The organism is Pseudomonas nitroreducens TX1 (assembly GCF_000313755.1).
Taxonomy (GTDB): Bacteria; Pseudomonadota; Gammaproteobacteria; order Pseudomonadales; family Pseudomonadaceae; genus Pseudomonas; species Pseudomonas nitroreducens_A.
Genome location: NZ_AMZB01000106.1, coordinates 64,010 through 86,159, shown reverse-complemented (window position 1 = coordinate 86,159; position 22,150 = coordinate 64,010). Strand labels below are relative to the sequence as shown.

Sequence of the window (22,150 nt, the reverse complement as noted above, 5' to 3'; positions counted from 1 at the left end):
TCCACGAACGGAGGCAATCTTCGCCAGGCAGGGCAATCATCGGGCAGTCTTCTGGCAGGCTGGGCCAGACCACTCAAGCTAGACCGCTCCAAAGGGTATTTCCATCTGTTCTGGACTCCTGGTTCCCGACAGGGGTTCAGAACAAGTGATTGCGGTCGTGGGAGATTTTCCATGAATCTGCATGAAACCTTCGCGGCCAGCCTCTATAGTGCGCGGCCAAGGAGACACCCCGATGAATACCCTCTTGCTGCACTGCCGCCCGGGCTTCGAGAACGAGGTCTGCGCCGAGCTGTCCGAACACGCCGCGCGCCTGGACATTCCCGGCTACGCCCGTGCCAAGCCCGCCACCGCCTACGCCGAATTCATCTGCATGGATGCCGATGGCGCCGACCGCCTGATGCGACAGCTGCGGTTCTCCGAGCTGATCTTCCCGCGCCAGTGGGCGCGTGGGAACGGCTTCACCGTACTGCCGGAAACGGACCGCATCGGTGCGATCCTCGAGGCCCTGGCCGGTTTTCCGGCATGCGGCAGCCTCTGGCTGGAGGTGTTCGATACCAACGACGGCAAGGAACTCTCGACTTTCTGCCGCAAGTTCGAGAAGCCGCTGCGCGCCGCTTTGGTGAAAGCCGGCAGGCTGGTGGAAGACCCGAGCCTGCCGCGCCTGTTGCTGACCTTCCGCTCCGGCCGCGAGGCCTTCATCGGCCTGGCGGAGGCGCGCAACTGCGCCATGTGGCCCATGGGCATCCCGCGCCTGAAGTTCCCCCGCGAGGCGCCCAGCCGTTCGACCCTGAAGCTGGAAGAGGCCTGGCACCATTTCATTCCCCGCGCCGACTGGGACCGCCGCCTGGCGCCTGAAATGCTCGCCGTGGACCTGGGCGCATCGCCCGGCGGCTGGACCTGGCAGCTGGTGAACCGGGAGATGCGCGTCGTTGCCGTGGACAACGGGCCGATGGCGGAGAACCTCATGTACTCCGGGCTGGTCGAGCACCAGCGCGTCGACGGCTACGCCTTCCGCCCGCGCCAACGCATGGACTGGATGGTCTGCGACATCGTCGAAAAGCCCGCTCGCACCGGCGCGATGATCGAAACCTGGATCGGCGAGGGGCTGTGCCGCGAGGCCATCGTCAACCTCAAGTTGCCCATGAAGCAGCGCTACGCCGAGGTGCGGCGCATCCTCGACCGCCTGGAGGAGTCCTTCCGCGAGCGCGGCCTGAAGGTGCAGATCGGCTGCAAGCAGCTCTACCACGACCGCGAGGAAGTGACCTGTCACCTGCGCCGCCTGGAGAAGGGCGAACGCTAGCGACTCGGAACAGTCCGGCAGTGCCACCCGACCTTTGGTGGCTTGTCGTGTCGCCCGGTATTGCCCATGCTAGGCGGCGCGAATTCATCCGGAGCCGTTCGTGAAGCGAAAGTTGCCCTCCCTCCTGGGCAGTTACAGCCGCATGCTGCTGCCACGCCGGGGACTCGGCCAGGGCGAACGTGTGCCCTATCTGGCAATGGACAGCCGCACCCTGAAGTTCGACCTGCGCCACCTGCGCGCCTATCGCCAGCACTTCGGCCTCGACCCGTCGCTGGGCGTGCCGCTGCTCTATCCGCAGGTGATCAGCCTGCCGCTGCACCTGCGCCTGCTCAGCCGCTCGCGCATGCCGCTGTCGGTGGTCGGGCTGATCCACCTGCGCAGCCATATCCAGCGCTACCGCTTGCTCGACGAGAACGAGCCGCTGCAGTTCGACTGCCGCATCCTGACCAGCCGCCGCAGCGAACTGGGGCTGGAGGTGGATGTGGTCACCGAGGCCTGGCACCACGACATGCTCTACTGGCAGTCGATCACCACCTACCTGCGCCGTGGCGACTTCCTCGATAGCGGGAGCGAGCCCGATCCGCTGCCCGAGCGCGCCCAGTGGCACACCCTGGAGGCGCCGGTGCATGCCGGCGTGCAGTGGCGCGTGCCGAAGATCGTCGGCTGGCGCTACGCGGGGCTGAGCGGCGATTTCAATCCACTGCACCTGTCACGGCTGATGGCCTCGCACTATGGCTTTGGCAAACCCTTCGCCCATGGCATGTGGGGCCTGGCACGCAGCCTGACCGGCCGCCGCCTGGCCGAGAACGTGCGCCTGGACGCTCACTTCAAGGCGCCGCTGCCCCTGGGGAGCCAGGTCAAGCAGGCGTACCGCCGCCTGGGCAAGAAGGAGCAGTGGGCGCTGCTGCCTGCCGAGGGTGACGGCCAGCCGATGCTGCTGGCGCAGTTGGACGAGGCGCCGGACGGACCGTTGCGCTAGTCGTTTCTCTGGGGCGAGCGGCTGCGGCTTTGTTCGCGAGCAAGCTCGTTCCTCAGAAGAGCGCACCGGCGCTCACCTGTAGGAGCGAGCGTGCTCGCGAACCGCACGGCAGAGGAGTCAGCGGCGTGCGGCGACGCGAGGATGCAGCGGCACGAGGCTGGGCAATTGCACCTCCCCCTGCAATTCCACCGGGGAAAAGCGCCAGGAGCTGTTGAACAGGTACTGGCCGCTGAAGCCGCTCACCAGCAATCCAATCTCATCCCCCGGCGCGAGGCTGGCGCTGACGGCATTCAGCCGCGTGCTGCCCCGGTTCGCCAGCGGTTTCACCTGTTCGTCCAGGCGCCGGGTGCGGCCGTCGGCGCTACGGATCGCCAGGGCCGCGAACACCTGCGTATCCGGGCGTTCGGCCAGCGGTTGGTCGAGGCGCACCTGAGCGCTGCCGAGCAACGCGCTCGGCTCGCTGACGCGCTGCAAGGGAACGAATCGCGAAGGCTGCAGCAGGCCGCTGACCGCCGGGCGGAGGGCGGTGGCCGGCAGCGCCACGGTGGGTCCGGGAGGCGGCAAGTCGTCCAGCGCCACGCCCTGCTCGAGATCGAGGCTGATACACAGGTTCGGCACGCCGTCGGCAGCGCCGGGGCGCTTGCGCAGCTTTTCCTCGTACCAGGCCACGATGCCGGTATAGAGGTTGATCGCCCGTGAACCGCAGTGGATCACCGGCTCGTTGTTGAACGGCGGTAGCCCGCTCCAGGCCTGCAGTGGCGGCGGCAGGATATGCCCGCCCTGCATGCCCAGCAGGCGCACGTCCGCCGGGCCCTGTTTGAGGCATTGACGAATCTGCAACCCCTGGTCCAACGGGAACAGCGTGTCGCGCAGGCCCTGGATCAGCAGGGCGTCGGCGTGGGGCAGGCGGGCGGCTGCGCAATAGCTGGCGAGGCTGTTGCTGTGCAGCTCGGCCTGCACCGGCGCGGCCATGCGCCCGCCGGTGGTGCGCAGGTAATCGGCCTGGACGAATTTGCCCAGGTCGTAACCAGTGGCCAGCCCCAGGCTCACCAGCACGCCGCCCCAACCGATCTTCAACTGGCCGTCCGGCGCCAGTGCGTCGGCGAGGTCGTACCAGGTGGCGATGGGCACGATGGCGTCGATGCGCGAGTCTTCCGCCGAGGCCAGCAGCTGTACGGCGCCGCCGTAGCTTTCGCCGAGCATGCCGACCCGCGGATCGTTCGGCCCGTCCAGGGTCAGCCGGGCCAGGTGCGTCGCGGCCCAGTCGATTACCGCGCTGGCATCCTGCACTTCGAACTGCGGGTTCATCATCTCGATGCGCCCGTCGCTGCCGCCCCAGCCGCGCTGGTCATAGCTGACAACCCAGAAGCCGGCCTTCCAGGCGCGCAGTGCGGCGCGTCCGGACATCATGTTCTTGCCGTAGTAACCCTCCGGCCCGGTGACCCGCCAGCCGCCCCAGCCGTGGGTGTGGACGATCAGTGGCGCTGTTTCGCCAGCCTTCAGAGCGGGTTGGAACACGGTGGCGGAAAGCTTGGTGCCGTCGCGGGCGATGATCACCGCCTCGAACCAGGTGGCCGGCAGGTCCTGTCCGGCGCTGGCGTTGAAGTCGGGGACCTGGTCGCGGGCGGCGCAGCCGGCGAGCAGCGCGAGGCACAGGCAGAGGAGGGCGCGCATCGACATTCCATTGTGGGAGGGAGCGAATGCGCCAGCATGCCCGGCGCCCGTAGCGCCGCCCCCCCAACCAAGGTTCGGTGACCCGGACGGACGCAGGGTGACCGCACGGTGCCCTTTGCGCGACAATGCGGCATTGTTTTTCTGGAGTGACGTGATGTCCCAGCCTGTCGATGCCATTCTCGACGCCACCGGCCTGAACTGCCCCGAGCCGGTCATGATGTTGCACAACAAGGTGCGCGACCTGCCGGCCGGCGGCCTGCTCAAGGTGATCGCCACCGATCCTTCCACCCGCCGCGACATCCCCAAGTTTTGCGTCTTCCTCGGCCACGAGCTGGTGGAGCAGCAGGAAGAGGCGGGCACCTACCTGTACTGGATTCGCAAGAAGGCGGAGTGAGCATTGCGCTGATGTTGCCTGGCGCGTAGGAGCGGACTATGTCCGCGATTGCCTCGCGTCGCTACGGCCTTGCACGAGCAACCGGTGCGCGATCGCGGACGGAGTCCGCTCCTACAGGTCAGGTTTTTCAGCTGCCGGCCGGTCGCGCGGCGATGCGCTGGGCAACCATCCGCCCGACCAGCGCAACGAAGGTCAGGGCGATCAGCACCACCGAGATGGCCGCCACGGCCGGGTCGATGTTGTCGCGCAGGCCGGACCAGATCTGCCGCGGCAGGGTGTTCACCTCCGTGCTGGTGACGAACAGGGTCACGGCGATTTCCTCCCAGCTCAATGCGAAGCACAGCAGCGCCGTGCTCGCCACGCCCAGCTTGAGGTTCGGCAGCACCACCATGAAGGTGGTCTGGCCCAGGCTCGCGCCAAGGTTGCGCGCGGCCAGTTCGATGCGCCGGTCCAGTTGGCTCAGCGCCACCAGCATGGTCACCACGCCGTAGGGCACCACCATCACGATGTGCGCGATGGTCAGGCCGAACAGGGTGTCGTAGCCCAGGCCGGGGGCGAACTGGCTGACCTTGGTTTCCATGAAGTACAGGACCATCGCCGAGATCATCGGGGGGATCGCCATGGGCAGCAGCACCAGGCCGATCAGCAGGGTCGCCAGGCGCGAGCGCAGGTACCAGATGCCGAGGCTGAAGCTCACCGCCAGGGCTGTGGCGATGATGCAGGTGGCGGTCGCCACGATCAGGCTCTGGCCGATCGCCGCGAGCCATTCGGGGCTGTCCAGCAGTGCCTGGTAATGCCGCAGCGACCAGTTGCCGTTGGGCATCGACAGGAAGCGCTTGCTGGTGAAGGACACCGGGATCACTGCCAGCAGCGGGAAGACCATGAAGATCATCGCCATGGTCGCCAGCAGGCGGCTGGGGGCTTTGGTTTCGTGCGAATTCATGACTGCGGCTCCTTATCCCACCAGCTTGTCGACGCGGGTCATGCGCAGCAGCGCCCAGATCATCCCGCTCACCAGCATCAGCAGCACCACCGAGAGTGCCGCGCCCAGGCCCCAGTTGCTGGTCTGGAACATCTGCAGGTAGACGTACTCGGCCACCATCACCGTTTGCCCGCCGCCGAGGATTGCCGGGGTGATGAAGAAGCCCAGGCAGAACACGAAGACGATGATGAAGGCGCCGAGGATGCCGGGAATGGTCTGCGGCACGAAGACGCTCCAGAAGGTGCGCATCTGCCCGGCGCCCAGGCCGCGCGCGGCCAGCAGCACGCGGGGGTCGAGGCGGCGCATGGTGGAGACCAGCGGGAACAGGGCGAAGGGCACCATGAAGTGGACCATGCCGATCACCACGCCCAGCTCGTTGCGGGTGAGCTGCAACGGCTCGCTGGTGATGCCCAGGTACTGCAGCCAGTCGTTGAGCAGACCGTTGCTGCGCAGGGCAATCAGCCAGCCGAAGGCGCGCACCAGCACCGATAGCCAGAACGGGATGAACACGCAGATTTCCACCACGCGCTGCCAGAACGGCGGGCTGTAGACCCAGCAGTAGGCCATCAGGTAGGCGATCACCAGGGAGATCACGCTGACCGTGGTGCACAGGCGGAAGGTCCGCCAGAGCACGTCGTGGATCGCCGGGTCCGTCATGATCCGCTGGTACTGCTCGATCCCGGGCTCCGGCAGGGTCACGCTCCAGCCGAGCACGCCGAGGAAGGGCAGTACGTAGAACACGAACAGGACGATCGGCAGCGGCAGCAGCAGAGCGCCCAGCTTGAGCCGCGAGGGGGCGTTATCGGCCATGACCTGCGCTCCGCGTCACTTGGAAATGTGGGTCAGGTACTGCTCCAGGGTCGCCCCGTAGTGGTCGGTGTACCACTCGTGGCTCAGCATGATCTGCTTGGGCAGGTTCGCCGGGTCCGTGCAGTTGAGGTGCTTGCGGTCGTCAGGGATCAACGCGGCGGCGGCGGGGTTGGCCGGGCCGTTGCCGAACATCTTGAACAGCTCCACCTGGGACTGTGGGTCCTGGGCGTAGGCGATGAACTTCATGGCCGCCTCGGTGCCCGCCGGGTTGCCCTTGAGCACGCCCCAGTTGCTGCAGCCCAGCAGGGCATTGTCGAAGGTCCACTTGATGCGGCCCTCGCTGTCCTCGGTGATCACCTGGGCGCGGGTGTTCCAGATGGCGCCCATGGAGACCTCGCCCTCGATCAGCAGCTGCTGGGTTTCCGCGCCCGAACCCCAGAAGGACAGGACGTGGGGCTTGAGCTCTTCGATCTTCTTCAGCGCGCGCGGCACATCCAGCGGGTAGAGCTTGTCCGGCGTGACGCCGTCGGCCAGCAGGGCGGCCTCCAGCATGCCGTTCATCCATTTGTAAAGGGTGCGCTTGCCGGGGAAGGTCTTCACGTCCCAGAAGTCCGCCCAGGTCCTGGGCGCCTTGTCGCCGAAGCGCTCGCTGTCGTAGGCGATCACATAGCTGAGCATGTAGTTGGCGATGCCGTATTCGTAGGCGAAGCCGGGCAGCACCTTGTCCTTGGAGACGACGTTGTAGTCGATGGGCTGTACCAGGCCTTCCTTGCCGAGAATCTGCAGGACCGAGCTTTCCGCGTCGACCACGTCCCAGCTGACCCGGCCGCTGGAGAGCTGGGTGCGGATGGCGCCTTCGGTGGGGCCGCTGCCGTCGATCTTGGTGGGAATGCCGGTGGCCTTGGAGAAGCCCTCGGTCCAGGCCTTGCCGAAGGCCTTGATGGCGTCGCCGCCCCAGTTCACCACCACCAGCGGCTTGTCGCCGGCGGCAAAGCTCACGCCGCTGCGCAAGGCCAGCGGCAGGGCGGCCATCAGGCCCATGCCCTTGAGGAAGGTGCGGCGGTCGATCTGCCCGCGACGGGTCTTTTCGATGAGGACTTCGATGCAGTCTTGCTGGTGCGGATTGAACTCTTTCGGATTGAACATGGAGGCAGCTCCCGGTCAGGTGGGATGGCGAAAAGGGGACGAACGCGTTCGGCGACTCAGGCGATCAGCAGGCTTTTTTCGATGGGCCAGCTCAGCCAGACCTTCGCGCCCTGTTCCAGGCGCGAGGCCAGGTGGTCGGCGTGCACGGCCAGGCTCATCGGTTGCTTGCCCTCGGTGCCAGCCCCCAGGCACAACTCGGTGCTGGCGCCCTGGTAGGTCTTGGCGGTGAGCACGGCCTGCACCACGTTGTGGCCGTTCACCTGCGGCGGGGCGCTGTGCAGCTGCATGTGCTCCGGGCGCACCGCCAGCAGTGGCGCATCGGCCTGCATGGCGCTGGAATAGCCGGCGCGCAGCTCGGCCTCGCCGAAGCGTCCGCAGGCCAGCTCCCCGGCGCGGCCCACCTGGCTGAGCGGGAACAGGTTCATCTTGCCGAGGAATTCGGCGACGAAGCGGTTGTTCGGCCGGTTGTAGATGGTTTCCGGCGCGTCGACCTGGGCCAGTTGGCCGCGGTTGAAGATGGCGATGCGGGTGGACAGGGCGAGGGCTTCGTTCTGGTCGTGGGTGACGAAGACGAAGGTGGTGCCGACCTGGCGGTGGATGCGTTGCAGCTCGGCCTGCAACTGCTCGCGCAGGTTCTTGTCCAGCGCCGAGAGCGGTTCGTCGAGCAGCAGCATGTCCGGTTCGAACACCAGGGCGCGGGCGATGGCCACGCGCTGCTGCTGGCCGCCGGAGAGCTCGCCGGGGCGCTTGCCCAGGTGCTCGCCGAGGCCGACTACCTCAAGCATGTGGCGGACGCGGCGGTTGCGCTCCTCGGCCTTCACCCCACGGATCTTCAGCGGGAAGGCGACGTTATCCTCGATGCTCATGTGCGGGAACAGGGCGTAGCCCTGGAACACCATGCCGAAGTTGCGCTTCTCCGCGGGGCGCCGGGTAATGTCGGCGCCGCCCTCTTCGAGCTTGCCGCGGGACGGGTCCTGGAAGCCGGCGAGGATCATCAGGAAGGTGGTCTTGCCGGAGCCCGAAGGCCCGAGGAGGGTGAGGAACTCGCCCTGCTGGATGTCGATGGACACGTTGTCCAGCGCGTTGAAACTTCCGTAGCTCTTGCCGATGCCGATGGCACGGAGTTGGGGCTGTCGCTCCACTGCACTTACCTCGATTTCTTGTTCTTGTTCGAGTGGCCGCCGGTGAGGATCGGGTAAAGATCAGCGGCCTTTTTTTAATGCAGTATTGTCAAATCCCTCTCCGCTTCAATCGCGTTTTTTCGCCCTTATTGTTCGAATTCATTCACCAATTACAGCGGTTCTTCCGCTGTGGCGGAACTGTTCGGACATCCGCAGTTCGGCCTTCATCCAGGCCTTGAAGGCCCGCACGTCAGGGCGCTCCGACTTGGCCGGGTCGGTGACGAAGTAGTAGCGGTTGGGCGGTTCGATGGCGACGTTGAACAGCCGCACCAACTGTCCCTTGGCCATGGCGTCGCCGCTGACCAGCGCATCGCCCATGGCGACGCCCTGTCCGGCGATGGCCGCCGACTGCACCAGGTGCGCGTCGGAAAAGACGATGCCGTTGCGCACGTTGAGGTTGCGCACCCCGGCAGCAGCGGCCCATAGCAGCCAGTCGGAGTGATCGACCATATGCAGGAAGGGCAGGCTGGCGAGATCCTCCGGCGAGTCCAGGCCACCCACCGAGTTGATCAGCGACGGGCTGCACACCGGGAAGGTGTCCAGGGTGGCGATCAGGTCCACGTGCAGGTCGGTCCAGTCGCCGACGCCGTAGGCAATGAACAGGTCGACGTCGCGGTCGCTGACGTCGTCGGGCACCCGTGGCGAGACGAGGTTCAGCTCGACCTGCGGATGGGCGCGCTGGAACTTGCCGATCTGGTGGCACAGCCAATAGGTGGCGAAGCCCGGCGTGCAGCTTACGCACAGGCGGCCGGAGACTTCCTCGGCATTGGCGAAGCGCCGCGCCTCGTTGAGGATCGCCAGCGCGCGCTGGGTCTCGCGGGCGAAGCATTCGCCGTGGTAGGTCAGCGCGATTCCGCGGCCAACCCGCTCGGTGAGGGCAATGCCCAGGCAATCTTCGAGACTGTGCAACTGGTGGCTGACGGCGCTGCGGGTCAGGCTCAGCTCGCTGGCAGCACCGGACAGGCTGCCCAGGCGGGCGACGGCGTCCAGCACGCGCAGGGCGGTCATCGAGGGGAAACGCATGGCTCACTCCAAACGGCGAAGTGAGGCCTTTATCCCTGAGCGGGGCGGTGGTGTCGAGTGGGGGCTTGGGTTTCCCGTAGGGCGTACAACCGTTCGCGGTTGTACGCCGTTTACACAACACGCATGGGCGTTGCCTGGAGTGAGTCCGGAGTGCCCGCTTACCAAGGTAAATCGGTGTATTACGCGGAGCGTTTTACACCCTACGCTCCTGCCATCCTGCCATCCTGCCATCCTGCCATCCTGCCATCCTGCCATCCTGCCATCCTGCCATCCTGCGTAGGAGCGGACTTCGTCCGCGATGTGCCTGCCTCGCGCCAGAGTTTCCCGCGTCGCTCCGGCGTGCGCGCGTGGTTCTCGTTTCGCCCCCTCGGGCGACCTACTTTGGCAAACGCCCCAAAGTAGGCAAAGGTCTTGCCCCGGACATCCGGTTTTTCGCTTAGGCGAAAAATTCCCTTGCTCCATCGAAGTTTCAGGGGCCCGCCGCGAAGGGCCATCCTTGGCCCATCGCGGCTCTCGCGGCATCCATGCCGCTCAACCCCTGAAACTCCGATTCCACTCGGCCTCCTGAACGGGGCGTTCGGAGTGCGTGGGTGTTTCACTGGAAGTGTTTAAAAGCCAAAGCGGGGGCACCCTAGTAGGAGCGGACCTTGTCCGCGAAGTCCATCGCCGCGGAGTTTGTACCCGCAGGTGAACGCCGACGTCTGGCGCTCTCTTCAGGAGCACCTCATGGACCCTTTCCTACGGAAGAGCTCAACCGGTTATCAGCGCAGCTTCTCCATCATCTGGTAGTACCACATGCCTGCCGCCAGCATCGGGTTGCCGAACACGTCGCCCATGGGCACGCGGATGTGCTTGCACTGGGCGAAGGTATCGAACTTCTCCAGGTCGCCGGTCATCGCCGTGGCCATGATCTCGCCCATGATGTGGGTGGTGGCCACACCGTGGCCGGAGTAGCCCTGGCAGTACCAGACGTTCTCCGACAGCTTGCCCAGCTGCGGAATGCGGTTCATCACGATGCCCATGGCGCAGCTCCACTGGAACTCGATGTCCACGCCCTTGAGCGCCGGGAAGGTGCGCTCGATGCACGGACGCAGCTCGCCGGCGATGTCGCGGGAGTCGCGGCCGGAGTAATTGGCGCCGCCGCCGAACAGCAGGCGGCCGTCGCCGGTCATGCGGTAGTAGTCGAGTACGAAACGGCAGTCGTAGACCGCCAGGTCCTGCGGGTTGATGCGCTTGGCCAGCTCGCCCAGCGGCTTGGTAGTGACGATGCCGCCCATGGCCGGGAAGATCATGCCCTTGAGCTGCTTGCGTTCGAGCTTGTGGTAGACGTCGCCGGCCAGCATCACCTGGGATGCGTTGATCCGCCCGCCGGAGGTGACCACCGCCGGGCGCGGGCCGTGGACGATGTCCAGCACCTCGGAGTGTTCGAAGATCAGCGCGCCCAGGCTGGCGGCGGCCTTGGCCTCGCCGATGCACAGGTTGAGCGGGTGCAGGTGCATATTGCGGGTGTTCTTGATGGCGCCGCAGTAGAGGTCGCTTTCCAGGTGTGCGCGCACGCCGGCACCGTCCAGCAGGCTGATCTCGTCGCCCATGCCACGACGCTTGGCTTCTTCATAGGAGGCCTTCAGCTCGTCCATGTGCGAGGGCTTCATGGCCGCGTGCAGGTGGCCGAACTTCAGGTCGCAGGCGATGCCGTATTTCTCCACGCGGCTCTTGATGATCTCGTGGCCGCGCCAGCGCAGGTGCCAGATGAAATCGTCGACGTCGTCGCCCAGCCACTGGCGCATCTGCTTGCTCATGGCGGCATCGCCCGAGAGGCTGCCGGTGACCTGCCCGCCGTTGCGCCCGCTGGCGCCCCAGCCGACCTTGTTGGTCTCGACGATGGCCACCTTGTAGCCGCGCTCGGCCAGCTCCACGGCGGTGGCGACGCCGGTGAAGCCGCCACCGATGATGGCGATGTCGACGTTCACCTCGCCCTGCAACGTGGGGTAGCGGGTCTCTTCGTTGAGGCTCGCGGAGTAGTAGGACTTTGCGCGCTCCGGGGCGGGAGTGGCGGGGTTCAGTGCGGCGTTCATTTCGGTGTTCCTGTTGTTGTTCGGTTTCCCTCTCCCCAGCCCTCTCCCTGAAGGGAGAGAGGGCTGATCGGAGCGGGCTGAAAATTCGGTTTCATCCTGGGGCTTCAGTGAGCGATGAACTCGTCTCGGCACATTCGGCCCCCTCTCCCGCTTGAGGAGCGGGGCGCGTAGCCAGGGTTGGGGAGAGGGGTTCTTCAGCTCATCGCACCACCTTCAAGCCTGCGTCAGATACCAGCGCCAATCCTGCTCGCCGACCTCGCCCATGAACTGGCGGTATTCGGCCTGCTTCACCTTCAGGTAGACGCCGAGGAACTCGTGCCCCAGCGCGTCCCGCGCCCAGCTGGAGCGCTCCAGCGCGCGCAGCGAGGTGAGCCAGTCGGTGGGCAGCAGCTCCTTGGCCTGGGCGTAGCCGTTGCCTTCCACCGGCGCGCCGGGGTCGATCTCCTCGCGGATGCCGCGATGGATGCCGGCGAGAATGCCGGCGGCGGCCAGATAGGGGTTGGCGTCGGCCCCGCAGATGCGGTGTTCCACGTGCCTCGTATGCGCCGGGCCGCCCGGCACGCGCAGGCTCACGGTGCGGTTGTCGCAGCCCCAGGTCGGCGCCAGCGGCGCGTAGCTGTTGGCCTGGAAGCGGCGGTAGGAGTTGGCGTTGGGGCAGAACAGCAGCAGCGAGTCGAGCAGGCTCTTCAGCATGCCGCCCACAGACTGGCGCAGCAGGGGAGTGCCCGCCGGATCTTCGCTGGCGAACAGGTTGTTGCCCTCGGCATCGGCGAGGGACACGTGCATGTGCATGCCGGTGCCGGCCAGGTCATCGAACGGTTTGGCCATGAAGCACGCCTGCATGCCGTGCTTGTGCGCCACGCCCTTGACCAGACGCTTGTAGCGCACGGCCTGGTCCATCGCGGTGAGGGCGTCGCCGTGCTCCAGGGTGATTTCCACCTGGCCCGGCGCGTACTCGGAAATTGCCGTGCGCGCCGGAATGCCCTGGGCCTTGCAGGCGGCATAGAGGTCGGCGAGGAAGGGCTCGATCTGTTCCAGTTCGCGCAGGCCATAGACCTGGGTGGCGCGCGGGCGGCCGCCGTCGGCATCCAGCGCCGGTTGTGGGCGGCCGTTGGCGTCGCGCTTGGCGTCCAGCAGGTAGAACTCCAGCTCGCAGGCCATCACCGGGTGGTAGCCGGCGGCCTTGAGGCCGTCGATCACATGGATCAGCACGTGACGCGGGTCGGCGATGTCCGCCGGTTTGCCTTCCTCCGGATGCATGCTGACCTGCACCGCCGCCGTGGGAATCTGCCGCCAGGGCAGGCGCACCAGGCTGCCGGCCAGCGGATAGGCGCGGCAGTCGATATCGCCGACGTCCCAGACCAGCCCGGAATCCTCCACATCCTCGCCATGGATCGTGAGGCCGAGGATGGTGCTGGGCAGCGGTCGGCCGGACTGGTACACGGCGAGCAGTTCCTCGCGGTGCAGCAGCTTGCCGCGCGGCACGCCGTTGGCGTCGAGGATGAACAGCTCGACCATCTCGATATCGGGGTTCTGGGCCAGGAAATCCTGGGCTTCTTGCACGGAGGCGAAATTCATGGGGCTCTCGATAGCATCCAGCCGGATGCGCTGACGACCTGCAGGCCAGGGCCGCACCGGGTGTGCGGGGATAAAGGCAGGCAAGCGATGCAACGGGCTACGTCTTGTTCGAGGAGGGCGTGGCCATCCTTGAGCGTAGTTCCGTCGATGGAGTCCGGGCGCGGTGGCCCGTCAGCGGCTGGCGCTATCCGGTGGACGCGCGTGGCGGCAATGCCAGAGCGCCCAGAAGGCCAGTTCGAGAGGCAGGGTCAGCGGTTGCAGTTCGAGCCAACGGGCATGTTTGCGCGGCAGACGGGTAGCGCTGCCGGCCTTGAGGGCGGCGACGGTATCCAGCGGTGCGGGCGAAACGAGCAGGTGCATGTTGGGCGGGATGGCTGACGATGCAATCAGCCTCGCACAGGCTCATGCGTTTATTAAATGTGATTTTCAAGATGCTTGGATTTGAAAAATCGAAACTGAATGCCTGGGTCCGGCACCGGGAGCGCCGATCCAGAGGCGCTACGGATGATTGAATGCAGCCGGTCGCGTGCGTCGATGGGAAATCGAGCCTCCCCTACACTGGGAACATCGTTCGTCAGGACCGGGCTCGCCCATGTGCCGAATCGTCTTCGCCCCCTCGATCCAGCGCCATGTTGCGCTGGAGGAGCGCGAGCTGTCGGCGCCGACACTGAAGGCGGCGCTGGAGAGGGTATTCGCCGAGGCGCCGGCCCTGCGTGGCTACCTGCTGGACGACCAGGGCGGGCTGCGCCGGCACCTGACGATCTTCATCGACGGCCTGCGCCTGCGCGACCGTGTTCGCCTGAGCGATGCGCTGGCGGCGGATAGCGAGGTGTACGTAGTACAGGCCCTGAGCGGCGGCTGAGGAGGCGGCTATGGACGATCGACTGCTGGTGGCGACCCGCAAGGGGTTGTTCACTTTTCTGCGCGATGTGAATGGCTGGCAGGAATCTCGCCGCGAGTTCCTCGGTGAGCCGCTGAGCATGGTGCTCGCCGACCCACGCGACGACACCCTCTATGCCGCGCTCAACCTCGGTCACTTCGGCTGCAAGCTGTGGCGCCAGCGGCCTGGCGAGGACTGGCAGGAAGTCGCCGTACCGGTCTATCCGCCGCAGCCCGACCCGCTGCCGACGCCGAAGGAAGGCGATGCCCCGCCCGCGCCCTGGAGCCTGCAGCAGATCTGGTGCCTGGAAACCGGCGGCGCCAGCGAGCCGGGCGTGCTCTGGGCCGGGACCATTCCCGGCGGGCTGTTCCGCAGCGCAAATGGTGGCGACAGCTGGGAGCTGAACCGTCCACTATGGGACCGCCCCGAGCGCGCCCGCTGGTTCGGCGGCGGCTACGACTGGCCGGGCATCCACTCGGTCAGCGTCGACCCGCGCGACAGCCAGCACCTCACGGTAGGCGTGTCCTGCGGCGGGGTCTGGCAGAGCGACGACGGTGGCGCCAGCTGGCGCAACACCACGGTGGGCATGTACGCCGACTACATGCCGCCGGAACTGCGCGAGGATGGCGCCATCCAGGACCCGCACCGTCTGGTGCAGTGCCCGGCGCAACCGGATCGCCTGTGGGTGCAGCACCACAACGGTATCTTCACCTCCACCGATGGCGGCGCGCGCTGGCACGATGTGCAGGCCCAGCCCTCCAGCTTCGGTTTCGCCGTAGCGGTGCACCCGACCCAACCGGACACCGCCTGGTTCGTGCCGGCGGTGCAGGATGTCTGCCGGGTGCCGGTGGACGGCCGTTTCGTCGTCACCCGTACCCGCGATGGTGGTGCCAGTTTCGAGGTGCTGGACAGCGGTCTGCCGCAGGGCCCGGCCTTCGACCTTGTGTATCGCCACGGCCTGGCGGTGGACGACGAGGGCAGGTGCGTGGCGATGGGTTCCACCACCGGCGGCCTGTGGCTGTCGGAGAACGGCGGCGACCACTGGCAGTGCCTGTCGGCCAACCTGCCGCCGATCTACTGCGTGCGTTTCGGTTAGGTTCCGCGTCGGCATTGCAGCGCCAGGGCAGGGGAATGCCCGGCGCGGTCTGCAGTAAAACCCACCGCTGATCTGATGGGCTGATATCGGGCTGGTCATGCTGTGAAAAACAATATATAAAAATATAAATTATTTATTTGTAGATCGTTGCCATGACCGCCACCACGCTCGATCCTGCCGACGCCCAGCGTCTGCATCAGTCCGCCGAATCCGCCTGCCAGTTGCTCAAGGCCCTGGCCAACGCGGACCGCTTGATGCTGCTCTGCCAGCTGGCCCAGGGCGAGCTGAACGTCGGCGAGCTGGAAGCCCGCACCGGCATCAGCCAGCCGACCCTCTCACAACAGCTGGCGGTGCTGCGCCGCGAGGAACTGGTGGAAACCCGCCGCGACGGCAAGCAGGTCTACTACCGCATCGCCAGCCACCAGGCGCTGGCGGTGATCGAAACCCTGTATCGCCTGTTCTGTGCGGAGCAAGCGAAATGATCGACTGGACCCACTTCACGCCATGGAGCGCCCTGGCCGGTGGCGCGCTGATCGGGCTCTCGGCTGGGCTCTTCGCCGTGCTCGATGGCCGCATCGCCGGTATCAGCGGCTTGCTCGGCGGGCTCTTCAAAGGCGCCGGCTGGCGGGGCGAGGCGCCGTTGTTCCTGCTCGGCCTGCTGGCGGCCCCCTGGCTGTGGGCGATGTTGCGGCCGCTGCCGGACATTCATTTCGAGGCGGGCTGGGCCGCCTTGCTGGTGGCGGGATTGCTGGTTGGCGTCGGCAGCCGTTTCGGTTCCGGCTGCACCAGTGGCCACGGCGTCTGCGGCCTGTCGCGGCTGTCCGGCCGTTCCTTGGTGGCAACCTTGTCGTTCATGGCCACCGGCTTCATCACTGTGTTCATCCTGCGTCACCTGCTGGGAGTCTGAGACATGGGCAAGATCGTCGCGTTGCTGGCCGGACTGCTGTTCGGCACCGGCCTGCTGCTGTCGGGCCTGGCCAACCCGGAGAAGGTGCTGGGCTTCCTCGATCTCGCCGGGCCCTGGGACCCGTCGCTGGCGCTGGTGATGGCCGCCGCCATCGGTGCGGCAATGCCGTTCTTCGCCTGGGCGCGGCGGCACGACCGCGCGCTGCTGGGCGGCGTCATGCAACTGCCCAAGCGACGCGACCTGGATGGCCAACTGATCGGCGGCAGCCTGCTGTTCGGTGTGGGCTGGGGCATTGCCGGAATCTGTCCGGGACCGGCCCTGGTGACTTTCGCCGCCGGCTACTGGCAGGGCACGCTGTTCTGCCTCGCCATGCTGGTGGGCATGGGGCTGCATGCCGGATACGAATGGCAATGCGATGCGAAGAGGAGACCCGCATGAGCGCTACCATCCAACCCTTCTTCGATCCGGCCACATCCACCTATAGCTATGTGGTGAATGATCCCGGAACCGGGCGCTGCGCGATCATCGACCCGGTGTTGGACTACGATGCCGCCGCCGGGCGCCTCGGCTACGCCAGCGCTGAACGCATCGTGACTTACGTGCGCGAGCAGGGCCTGACGGTGGAATGGCTGCTGGAGACCCACCTGCATGCCGATCACCTGTCCGCCTCTGCCTGGCTCAAGGGCGAACTGGGCGGCCGGCTGGCCATCGGCGCGGCCATTGCGCCCGTGCAGCATACCTTTGCCGGGTTGCTGAACCTGGGCGCGGAGTTCCCTTGCGACGGCAGCCAGTTCGACCACCTGTTCAATGACGGCGAACGCTTCTTCATCGGCGAACTGGAGGCCGAGGCGCTGCACACCCCGGGCCACACGCCGGCGTGCATGACCTATCGGATCGGGGATGCCGCCTTTGTCGGCGATACCCTGTTCATGCCCGACTACGGCACCGCCCGCTGCGACTTCCCCGGCGGCGACGCGCGCCAGCTGTATCGCTCGATCCAGCGGCTGTTCGCGTTGCCGGCCGATACCCGGCTGTTCATGTGCCACGACTACCTGACGACCCATCGGCAGGAGCATGAGCACGAAACCACCGTGGCGCGGCAGCGTCAGGACAACGTGCATGTGCACGATGGCGTGGACGAGGAGAGCTTCGTCAGCATGCGCCGGCAGCGCGATGCGACGCTCCACGCGCCGGCGCTGATCTGGCCGTCGATCCAGGTGAACATGCGCGGGGGAGCTTTGCCGGAAGCAGAAGCCAACGGCGTGCGCTATCTGCGAATTCCGCTGGATCGGATGTAACGGCTTCGCGAGCAAGGACTGGGCGTCCCCCTCGGTCCTACGAAGAACTGGTCGCATGCGCTTCCTGTAGGAGCGAGCTTGCTCGCGAACAGCGCCGAGAAGGGCGCTATAGCAACAAACTGCGAATATCCCCCAACACCTCCCCGAGCCGCCGGGTAAACCGCGCTGCCGCCGCGCCATTGATAACCCGGTGGTCGTAGGACAGCGACAAGGGCAGCATCAGCCTCGGCTGGAAGACCTTGCCGTCCCACACCGGCTGCATCGTCGCCTTGCTCACGCCGAGGATTGCCACTTCCGGCGCGTTGACGATCGGCGTGAAGCCGGTGCCGCCAATGTGGCCAAGGCTGGAGATGGTGAAGCAGGCGCCCTGCATGGCGTCGGCGGAAAGCTTCTTGGTGCGCGCCTTTTCCGCCAGCTCGGCAGCCTCGAGGGCGAGTTGCAGCAGGCCTTTCCTGTCGACGTCGCGGATCACCGGCACCAGCAGGCCGTCCGGCGTGTCCACGGCGAAGCCGATGTGCACGTACTGCTTGCGGATCAGCGCCTTGCCACTGGGGGCCAGGGAACTGTTGAAGTCCGGCAACTCGCGCAGCAGGTGCGCGCAGGCCTTGAGCAGGATCGGCAGGATGGTCAGCTTGGTTCCGGCCTTTTCCGCAACCGCTTTCTGCGCGATGCGGAAGGCTTCCGCCTCGGTAATGTCGGCGGACTCGAACTGGGTCACGTGGGGCACGTTCAGCCAGCTGCGGTGCAGGTTGCTGGCGCCGACCTGCATCAGGCGGGTCATCGCCACTTCTTCCACGTCGCCGAACTTGCTGAAGTCGACTTCCGGAATTGGCGGAATGCCCGCGCCGCCGGTGGCGCCAGCGGGGGCCGATTTGCTGCGCTGCAACTGTTCCTTGACGAACTGTTGCACGTCTTCCTTGAGGATGCGGCCTTTCGGGCCGGTGCCCTTCACCTGCGCCAGTTCGACGCCGAACTCGCGGGCGACCATACGCACGGCGGGGCCGGCGTGGACCTTGGCGCCGTCGCGGCTGGGGGCCCCGACCGGGGCAACGTCGGGCGCCTTGGACGGCTCGGCTTTCGGCGGAGCGGCCGGTTTCTCAGCGCTCGGTGCTGGAGCCTGGGCTGGCGCGGTGCTGCCGGCGACCTCCAGTTCAAGGATTTCATCGCCTTCCTTGAGGGTATCGCCGATCTTCACCTTGATCGCCTTCACCACGCCGGCCTTGGGCGCGGGAATTTCCATGCTGGCCTTGTCCGACTCCAGCGTCAGTAGGCCCTGGTCGGCGGCGATGCTGTCGCCGACCTTGATCATCAGTTCGATGACCTGGCCTTCGCCATTGCCGATATCCGGTACCCGGATGGTTTCCACGCCGCCACTGGCGGAAATCGGAGTCGGTGCGGCAGCGGGCGCGGCGGGTTTTTCTGCCGGCGCTGGGGCTGAGGCGGGTGGTGCGCTGGCTGCCGACGCGCCGCCTTCGGTTTCCAGTTCGAGGATGTCGTCGCCTTCCTTGAGGGTGTCGCCGATCTTCACCTTGATGGCCTTCACCACGCCGGCTTTCGGCGCGGGAATTTCCATGCTGGCCTTGTCGGATTCCAGGGTCAGCAGGCTCTGGTCGGCCTCGATGCGGTCGCCGACCTTGACCATCAGTTCGATGATCTCGCCCTGGCCATTGCCGATGTCCGGCACCTTGATGGTTTCCACACCGCCACCGCCCGAAGGGGCAGGTTGCGGCGCCGCTGCGACGGCGGGCCTGGGTTCTTCAGCCACGGGCTTGGCCGGCTCTTCGGCCCTGGTCTCGGCGGCGGCGCCTTCGGTCTCCAGTTCGAGGATCTCGTCGCCTTCCTTGAGGGTGTCGCCGACCTTCACCTTGATGGCCTTCACCACGCCGGCTTTCGGCGCTGGAATTTCCATGCTGGCCTTGTCGGACTCCAGCGTCAGCAGGCTCTGCTCGGCTTCGATGCGGTCGCCAACCTTGACCAGCAGTTCGATGACTTCGCCCTGGCCGTCGCCGATGTCGGGTACGCGAATTGTTTCACTCACTGTGCCTCTCCTCAGCAGTCCAGCGGATTGGGTTTCTCGGGATCGAGACCGAACTTGGCGATGGCCTCGGCCACCACCTTGGGTTCGATGTCGCCGCGGTCGGCCAGTGCCTCCAGCGCCGCGAGCACCACCCAGTGACGGTCCACCTCGAAGAAGTGGCGGAGCTTGGCGCGGGTATCGCTGCGGCCGAATCCATCGGTGCCCAGCACCTTGTATTCCTTGCTCGGCACCCACTGACGAATCTGCTCGGCGTAGACCTTCATGTAGTCGGTGGAGGCGATCACCGGTCCGCGGCGCCCGCCCAGGCATTCCTCGACATAGCTGGACCTGGGCTTCTGCCCCGGGTGCAGGCGGTTCCAGCGTTCCACTGCCAGGCCGTCGCGGCGCAATTCGTTGAAGCTGGGCACCGACCAGACGTCGGCGCCGATGCCGAAGTCCTCGCGCAGGATCTTCGCGGCTGCCTCGACCTCGCGCAGGATGGTGCCCGAGCCGAGCAACTGCACGTGGTGAGCGGCCGATCGACGGTCCTCGTCGAGCAGATACATGCCCTTGATGATCCCGGCCGCGGCGCCCTCGGGCAGCGGGGGGTGTGGGTAGTTCTCGTTCATCACGGTGATGTAGTAGAAGACGTCCTGCTGCTCCTCCATCATCTGCCGCACGCCTTCCTGGATGATCACCGCCAGCTCGTAGGAGTAGGTCGGGTCATAGGTGCGGCAGTTGGGGATGACCGAGGCCAGGACGTGGCTGTGGCCGTCCTCGTGCTGCAGGCCTTCGCCATTCAAGGTGGTGCGCCCGGCGGTGCCGCCGAGCAGGAAGCCGCGGGTCAGGCTGTCGCCGGCCGCCCAGGCCAGGTCGCCGATGCGCTGGAAGCCGAACATCGAATAGAAGATGTAGAACGGCAGCATCGGCTGGCGGTAGTTGCTGTAGGCGGTGCCGGCGGCGATGAAGGAGGACATGGCACCGGCCTCGGTGATGCCTTCCTCGAGGATCTGGCCCTTCTTGTCCTCGCGATAGAACATCAGTTGTTCCCTGTCGACCGGCTCGTACAACTGGCCCACCGAGGAGTAGATGCCGAGCTGGCGGAACATGCCCTCCATGCCGAAGGTGCGGGCCTCGTCGGGGATGATCGGCACGATGCGCTGGCCCAGTTCCTTGTCCTTGACCAGCTGCGAGATGATCCGCACGAAGGCCATGGTGGTGGAAATCTCACGGTCGCCGGACCCGTCGAGCAGCGCCTTGAGCGTCTCCAGCGGCGGTGCCGGGATGCGCTGGCTGTTGCCGTGGCGATGAGGCATGAAGCCGCCGAGGGAGGCGCGGCGCTCCTTCAGGTAGCGCGCCTCGGCGCTGCCTTCCTCGGGGCGGTAGAAGGGCAGCTTGGCGAGGTCGTCGTCGCGGATCGGGATGTCGAAGCGGTCGCGGAAGGCGCGCAGGCTGTCGACGTCGATCTCGTGGATGTTGTGGGCGATGTTCTTCGCTTCGCCGGTGCCGGTGCCGTAGCCCTTGATGGTCTTGGCCAGCACCACGCTGGGTTGGCCCTTGTGATTCACCGCCGCGTGGTAGGCGGCGTAGACCTTGTACGGATCATGCCCGCCCCGGTTGAGCTTCCAGATCTCCTCGTCGGAGAGGTCCTTGACCATCTCCAGCAGCTCCGGCCGCGCGCCGAAGAAGTGTTCGCGAACGTAGGCGCCGTCCTTGGCCTTGTAATTCTGGTAGTCGCCGTCCACCGCCTCGTCCATGCGCGCCTGCAACAGGCCAGCATGGTCCTTGGCGAACAGCGGGTCCCAGAAGCGGCCCCAGATCACCTTGATCACGTTCCAGTTGGCGCCACGGAACACACCTTCCAGCTCCTGGATGATCTTGCCGTTGCCGCGCACCGGGCCGTCCAGGCGCTGCAGGTTGCAGTTCACCACGAAGATCAGGTTGTCGAGCTTCTCGCGCCCGGCCAGGGAGATAGCGCCGAGGGATTCTGGCTCGTCGGTTTCGCCGTCACCCAGGAAGCACCAGACCTTCTGCTTGCCGGCGGGAATGAACCCGCGGCTCTCCAGGTATTTCATGAAGCGCGCCTGGTAGATCGCCTGGATCGGCCCCAGGCCCATGGACACCGTCGGGAATTGCCAGAACTTCGGCATCAGGCGCGGGTGCGGGTAGGAGGAGATGCCCTTGCCGTCCACCTCCTGGCGGAAGTTCTCCAACTGCTCGTCGCTGAGCAGCCCCTCGATATAGGCGCGCGCGTAGAAGCCCGGCGAGGCGTGGCCCTGGAAGTAGATCAGGTCGCCGGCGTGTTCCTCGGTGGGGCCGTTGAAGAAGTAGTTGAAGCCGATGTCGTAGAGGGTTGCCGAGGAAGCGAAGGTGGAGATGTGCCCGCCCAGTGACGGGTCCTTGTGGTTGGCACGCATCACCATGGCCAGCGCGTTCCAGCGCACCAGCGAGCGGATGCGTCGCTCCATGAACAGGTCGCCCGGCATGCGGGCCTCATGGCCCACGGGAATCGTGTTGCGGTAGGGCGTGGTGATGGCGTAGGGCAGTTGCGTGCCGGTGCGGCTGGCCAGCTCGCCTAAGCGAGTCATCAGGTAGTGGGCGCGCTCTTCGCCTTCTTTTTCCAGTACGGATTCCAGCGCGTCCAGCCATTCCTGGGTTTCGACGGGGTCGATATCGTGCATGGTCAGGGGTCCTGGTTACGGGGTCGGCTCTACGCAATGCCGGCTCCGGGCCAGGGGTTCCATCGGGTTGGCGCAGTGGGCGGCGTCCCTCGTGAGGCCGCCGCGCTGCCGCCGGCACGCGCGTGTGGC

The 22,150-nt window shown here is 66.3% G+C and carries 20 protein-coding genes; 9 read left to right on the top strand and 11 right to left on the bottom strand.

The annotated features are described in order from the left end of the window. Positions 1-232 precede the first annotated feature (232 nt). Entirely contained in the window at positions 233-1,300 is a 1,068-nt protein-coding gene (gene rlmM, locus C167_RS0112490) for a 23S rRNA (cytidine(2498)-2'-O)-methyltransferase RlmM (RefSeq protein WP_017518618.1), read from the top strand. 100 nt (positions 1,301-1,400) lie between these two features. Continuing rightward, positions 1,401-2,279: a MaoC family dehydratase gene (locus tag C167_RS0112485; RefSeq protein ID WP_017518617.1), complete on the top strand. Its 879-nt coding sequence runs from the start codon at positions 1,401-1,403 to the stop codon at positions 2,277-2,279. A gap of 117 nt (positions 2,280-2,396) precedes the next feature. Here C167_RS0112485 and C167_RS0112480 read toward each other — a convergent pair whose 3' ends face one another. Beyond that, positions 2,397-3,953 carry an alpha/beta hydrolase gene (locus tag C167_RS0112480; protein WP_017518616.1) on the bottom strand — a complete coding sequence of 519 codons (1,557 nt, stop codon included), beginning with the start codon at positions 3,951-3,953 and terminating at the stop codon, positions 2,397-2,399. A 154-nt stretch (positions 3,954-4,107) separates the two neighbouring features. Between C167_RS0112480 and tusA the strand changes: the two genes are divergently transcribed. Next, a complete protein-coding gene (gene tusA, locus C167_RS0112475; RefSeq protein WP_015477744.1) occupies positions 4,108-4,347 on the top strand; it encodes a sulfurtransferase TusA in 240 nt (79 codons plus the stop codon). A gap of 127 nt (positions 4,348-4,474) precedes the next feature. Here the strand turns inward: tusA and C167_RS0112470 are convergent, their stop codons facing one another. From C167_RS0112470 to C167_RS0112435, 8 genes are all read right to left on the bottom strand, one after another. Then, positions 4,475-5,290 carry an ABC transporter permease gene (locus C167_RS0112470; RefSeq protein ID WP_017518615.1) on the bottom strand — a complete coding sequence of 272 codons (816 nt, stop codon included), beginning with the start codon at positions 5,288-5,290 and terminating at the stop codon, positions 4,475-4,477. A gap of 12 nt (positions 5,291-5,302) precedes the next feature. After that, positions 5,303-6,139: an ABC transporter permease gene (locus tag C167_RS0112465; RefSeq protein WP_017518614.1), complete on the bottom strand. Its 837-nt coding sequence runs from the start codon at positions 6,137-6,139 to the stop codon at positions 5,303-5,305. Between the two features lie 15 nt (positions 6,140-6,154). Next, positions 6,155-7,285 (bottom strand): ABC transporter substrate-binding protein, encoded by a 1,131-nt coding sequence (locus tag C167_RS0112460; protein ID WP_017518613.1) that lies wholly within the window; start codon positions 7,283-7,285, stop codon positions 6,155-6,157. A 56-nt stretch (positions 7,286-7,341) separates the two neighbouring features. Next, positions 7,342-8,427 (bottom strand): ABC transporter ATP-binding protein, encoded by a 1,086-nt coding sequence (locus C167_RS0112455; protein ID WP_017518612.1) that lies wholly within the window; start codon positions 8,425-8,427, stop codon positions 7,342-7,344. Positions 8,428-8,565: 138 nt separating this feature from the next. Further along, positions 8,566-9,489 (bottom strand): LysR substrate-binding domain-containing protein, encoded by a 924-nt coding sequence (locus C167_RS0112450; protein ID WP_017518611.1) that lies wholly within the window; start codon positions 9,487-9,489, stop codon positions 8,566-8,568. A 761-nt stretch (positions 9,490-10,250) separates the two neighbouring features. Beyond that, the gene (locus C167_RS0112445) at positions 10,251-11,564 is read right to left on the bottom strand and encodes an NAD(P)/FAD-dependent oxidoreductase (RefSeq protein WP_017518610.1); all 1,314 of its coding nucleotides are present in this window, start codon (positions 11,562-11,564) and stop codon (positions 10,251-10,253) included. Between the two features lie 213 nt (positions 11,565-11,777). Further along, complete coding sequence (locus C167_RS0112440; RefSeq protein ID WP_017518609.1) at positions 11,778-13,142, bottom strand: glutamine synthetase family protein; 1,365 nt, start codon at positions 13,140-13,142, stop codon at positions 11,778-11,780. A gap of 171 nt (positions 13,143-13,313) precedes the next feature. Next, positions 13,314-13,502, bottom strand: coding sequence for a hypothetical protein (locus C167_RS0112435; protein ID WP_017518608.1), 189 nt, complete (start codon positions 13,500-13,502; stop codon positions 13,314-13,316). A 232-nt stretch (positions 13,503-13,734) separates the two neighbouring features. Between C167_RS0112435 and C167_RS0112430 the strand changes: the two genes are divergently transcribed. The 6 genes from C167_RS0112430 (at position 13,735) to C167_RS0112405 (ending at position 17,323) form a co-directional block, all read left to right on the top strand. After that, positions 13,735-14,004, top strand: coding sequence for a MoaD/ThiS family protein (locus C167_RS0112430; protein ID WP_017518607.1), 270 nt, complete (start codon positions 13,735-13,737; stop codon positions 14,002-14,004). A gap of 10 nt (positions 14,005-14,014) precedes the next feature. Then, positions 14,015-15,118: a WD40/YVTN/BNR-like repeat-containing protein gene (locus C167_RS0112425; protein WP_017518606.1), complete on the top strand. Its 1,104-nt coding sequence runs from the start codon at positions 14,015-14,017 to the stop codon at positions 15,116-15,118. A 152-nt stretch (positions 15,119-15,270) separates the two neighbouring features. Continuing rightward, positions 15,271-15,600 (top strand): ArsR/SmtB family transcription factor, encoded by a 330-nt coding sequence (locus C167_RS0112420; RefSeq protein WP_017518605.1) that lies wholly within the window; start codon positions 15,271-15,273, stop codon positions 15,598-15,600. Continuing rightward, positions 15,597-16,025 (top strand): YeeE/YedE family protein, encoded by a 429-nt coding sequence (locus C167_RS0112415; protein WP_017518604.1) that lies wholly within the window; start codon positions 15,597-15,599, stop codon positions 16,023-16,025. Before C167_RS0112420 ends, C167_RS0112415 begins: the two co-directional genes overlap by 4 nt. A gap of 3 nt (positions 16,026-16,028) precedes the next feature. Beyond that, on the top strand, positions 16,029-16,463 hold the full coding sequence (locus C167_RS0112410) for a DUF6691 family protein (RefSeq protein WP_017518603.1): 435 nt from the start codon (positions 16,029-16,031) through the stop codon (positions 16,461-16,463). After that, positions 16,460-17,323, top strand: coding sequence for an MBL fold metallo-hydrolase (locus C167_RS0112405; protein ID WP_017518602.1), 864 nt, complete (start codon positions 16,460-16,462; stop codon positions 17,321-17,323). Before C167_RS0112410 ends, C167_RS0112405 begins: the two co-directional genes overlap by 4 nt. 106 nt (positions 17,324-17,429) lie before the next feature. Here C167_RS0112405 and aceF read toward each other — a convergent pair whose 3' ends face one another. Together aceF and aceE are read right to left on the bottom strand one after the other, a co-directional pair. Beyond that, positions 17,430-19,361: a dihydrolipoyllysine-residue acetyltransferase gene (gene aceF / locus C167_RS0112400; protein ID WP_017518601.1), complete on the bottom strand. Its 1,932-nt coding sequence runs from the start codon at positions 19,359-19,361 to the stop codon at positions 17,430-17,432. An 11-nt stretch (positions 19,362-19,372) separates the two neighbouring features. Beyond that, positions 19,373-22,021 carry a pyruvate dehydrogenase (acetyl-transferring), homodimeric type gene (aceE, locus tag C167_RS0112395; RefSeq protein WP_017518600.1) on the bottom strand — a complete coding sequence of 883 codons (2,649 nt, stop codon included), beginning with the start codon at positions 22,019-22,021 and terminating at the stop codon, positions 19,373-19,375. Positions 22,022-22,150: the final 129 nt, after the last annotated feature.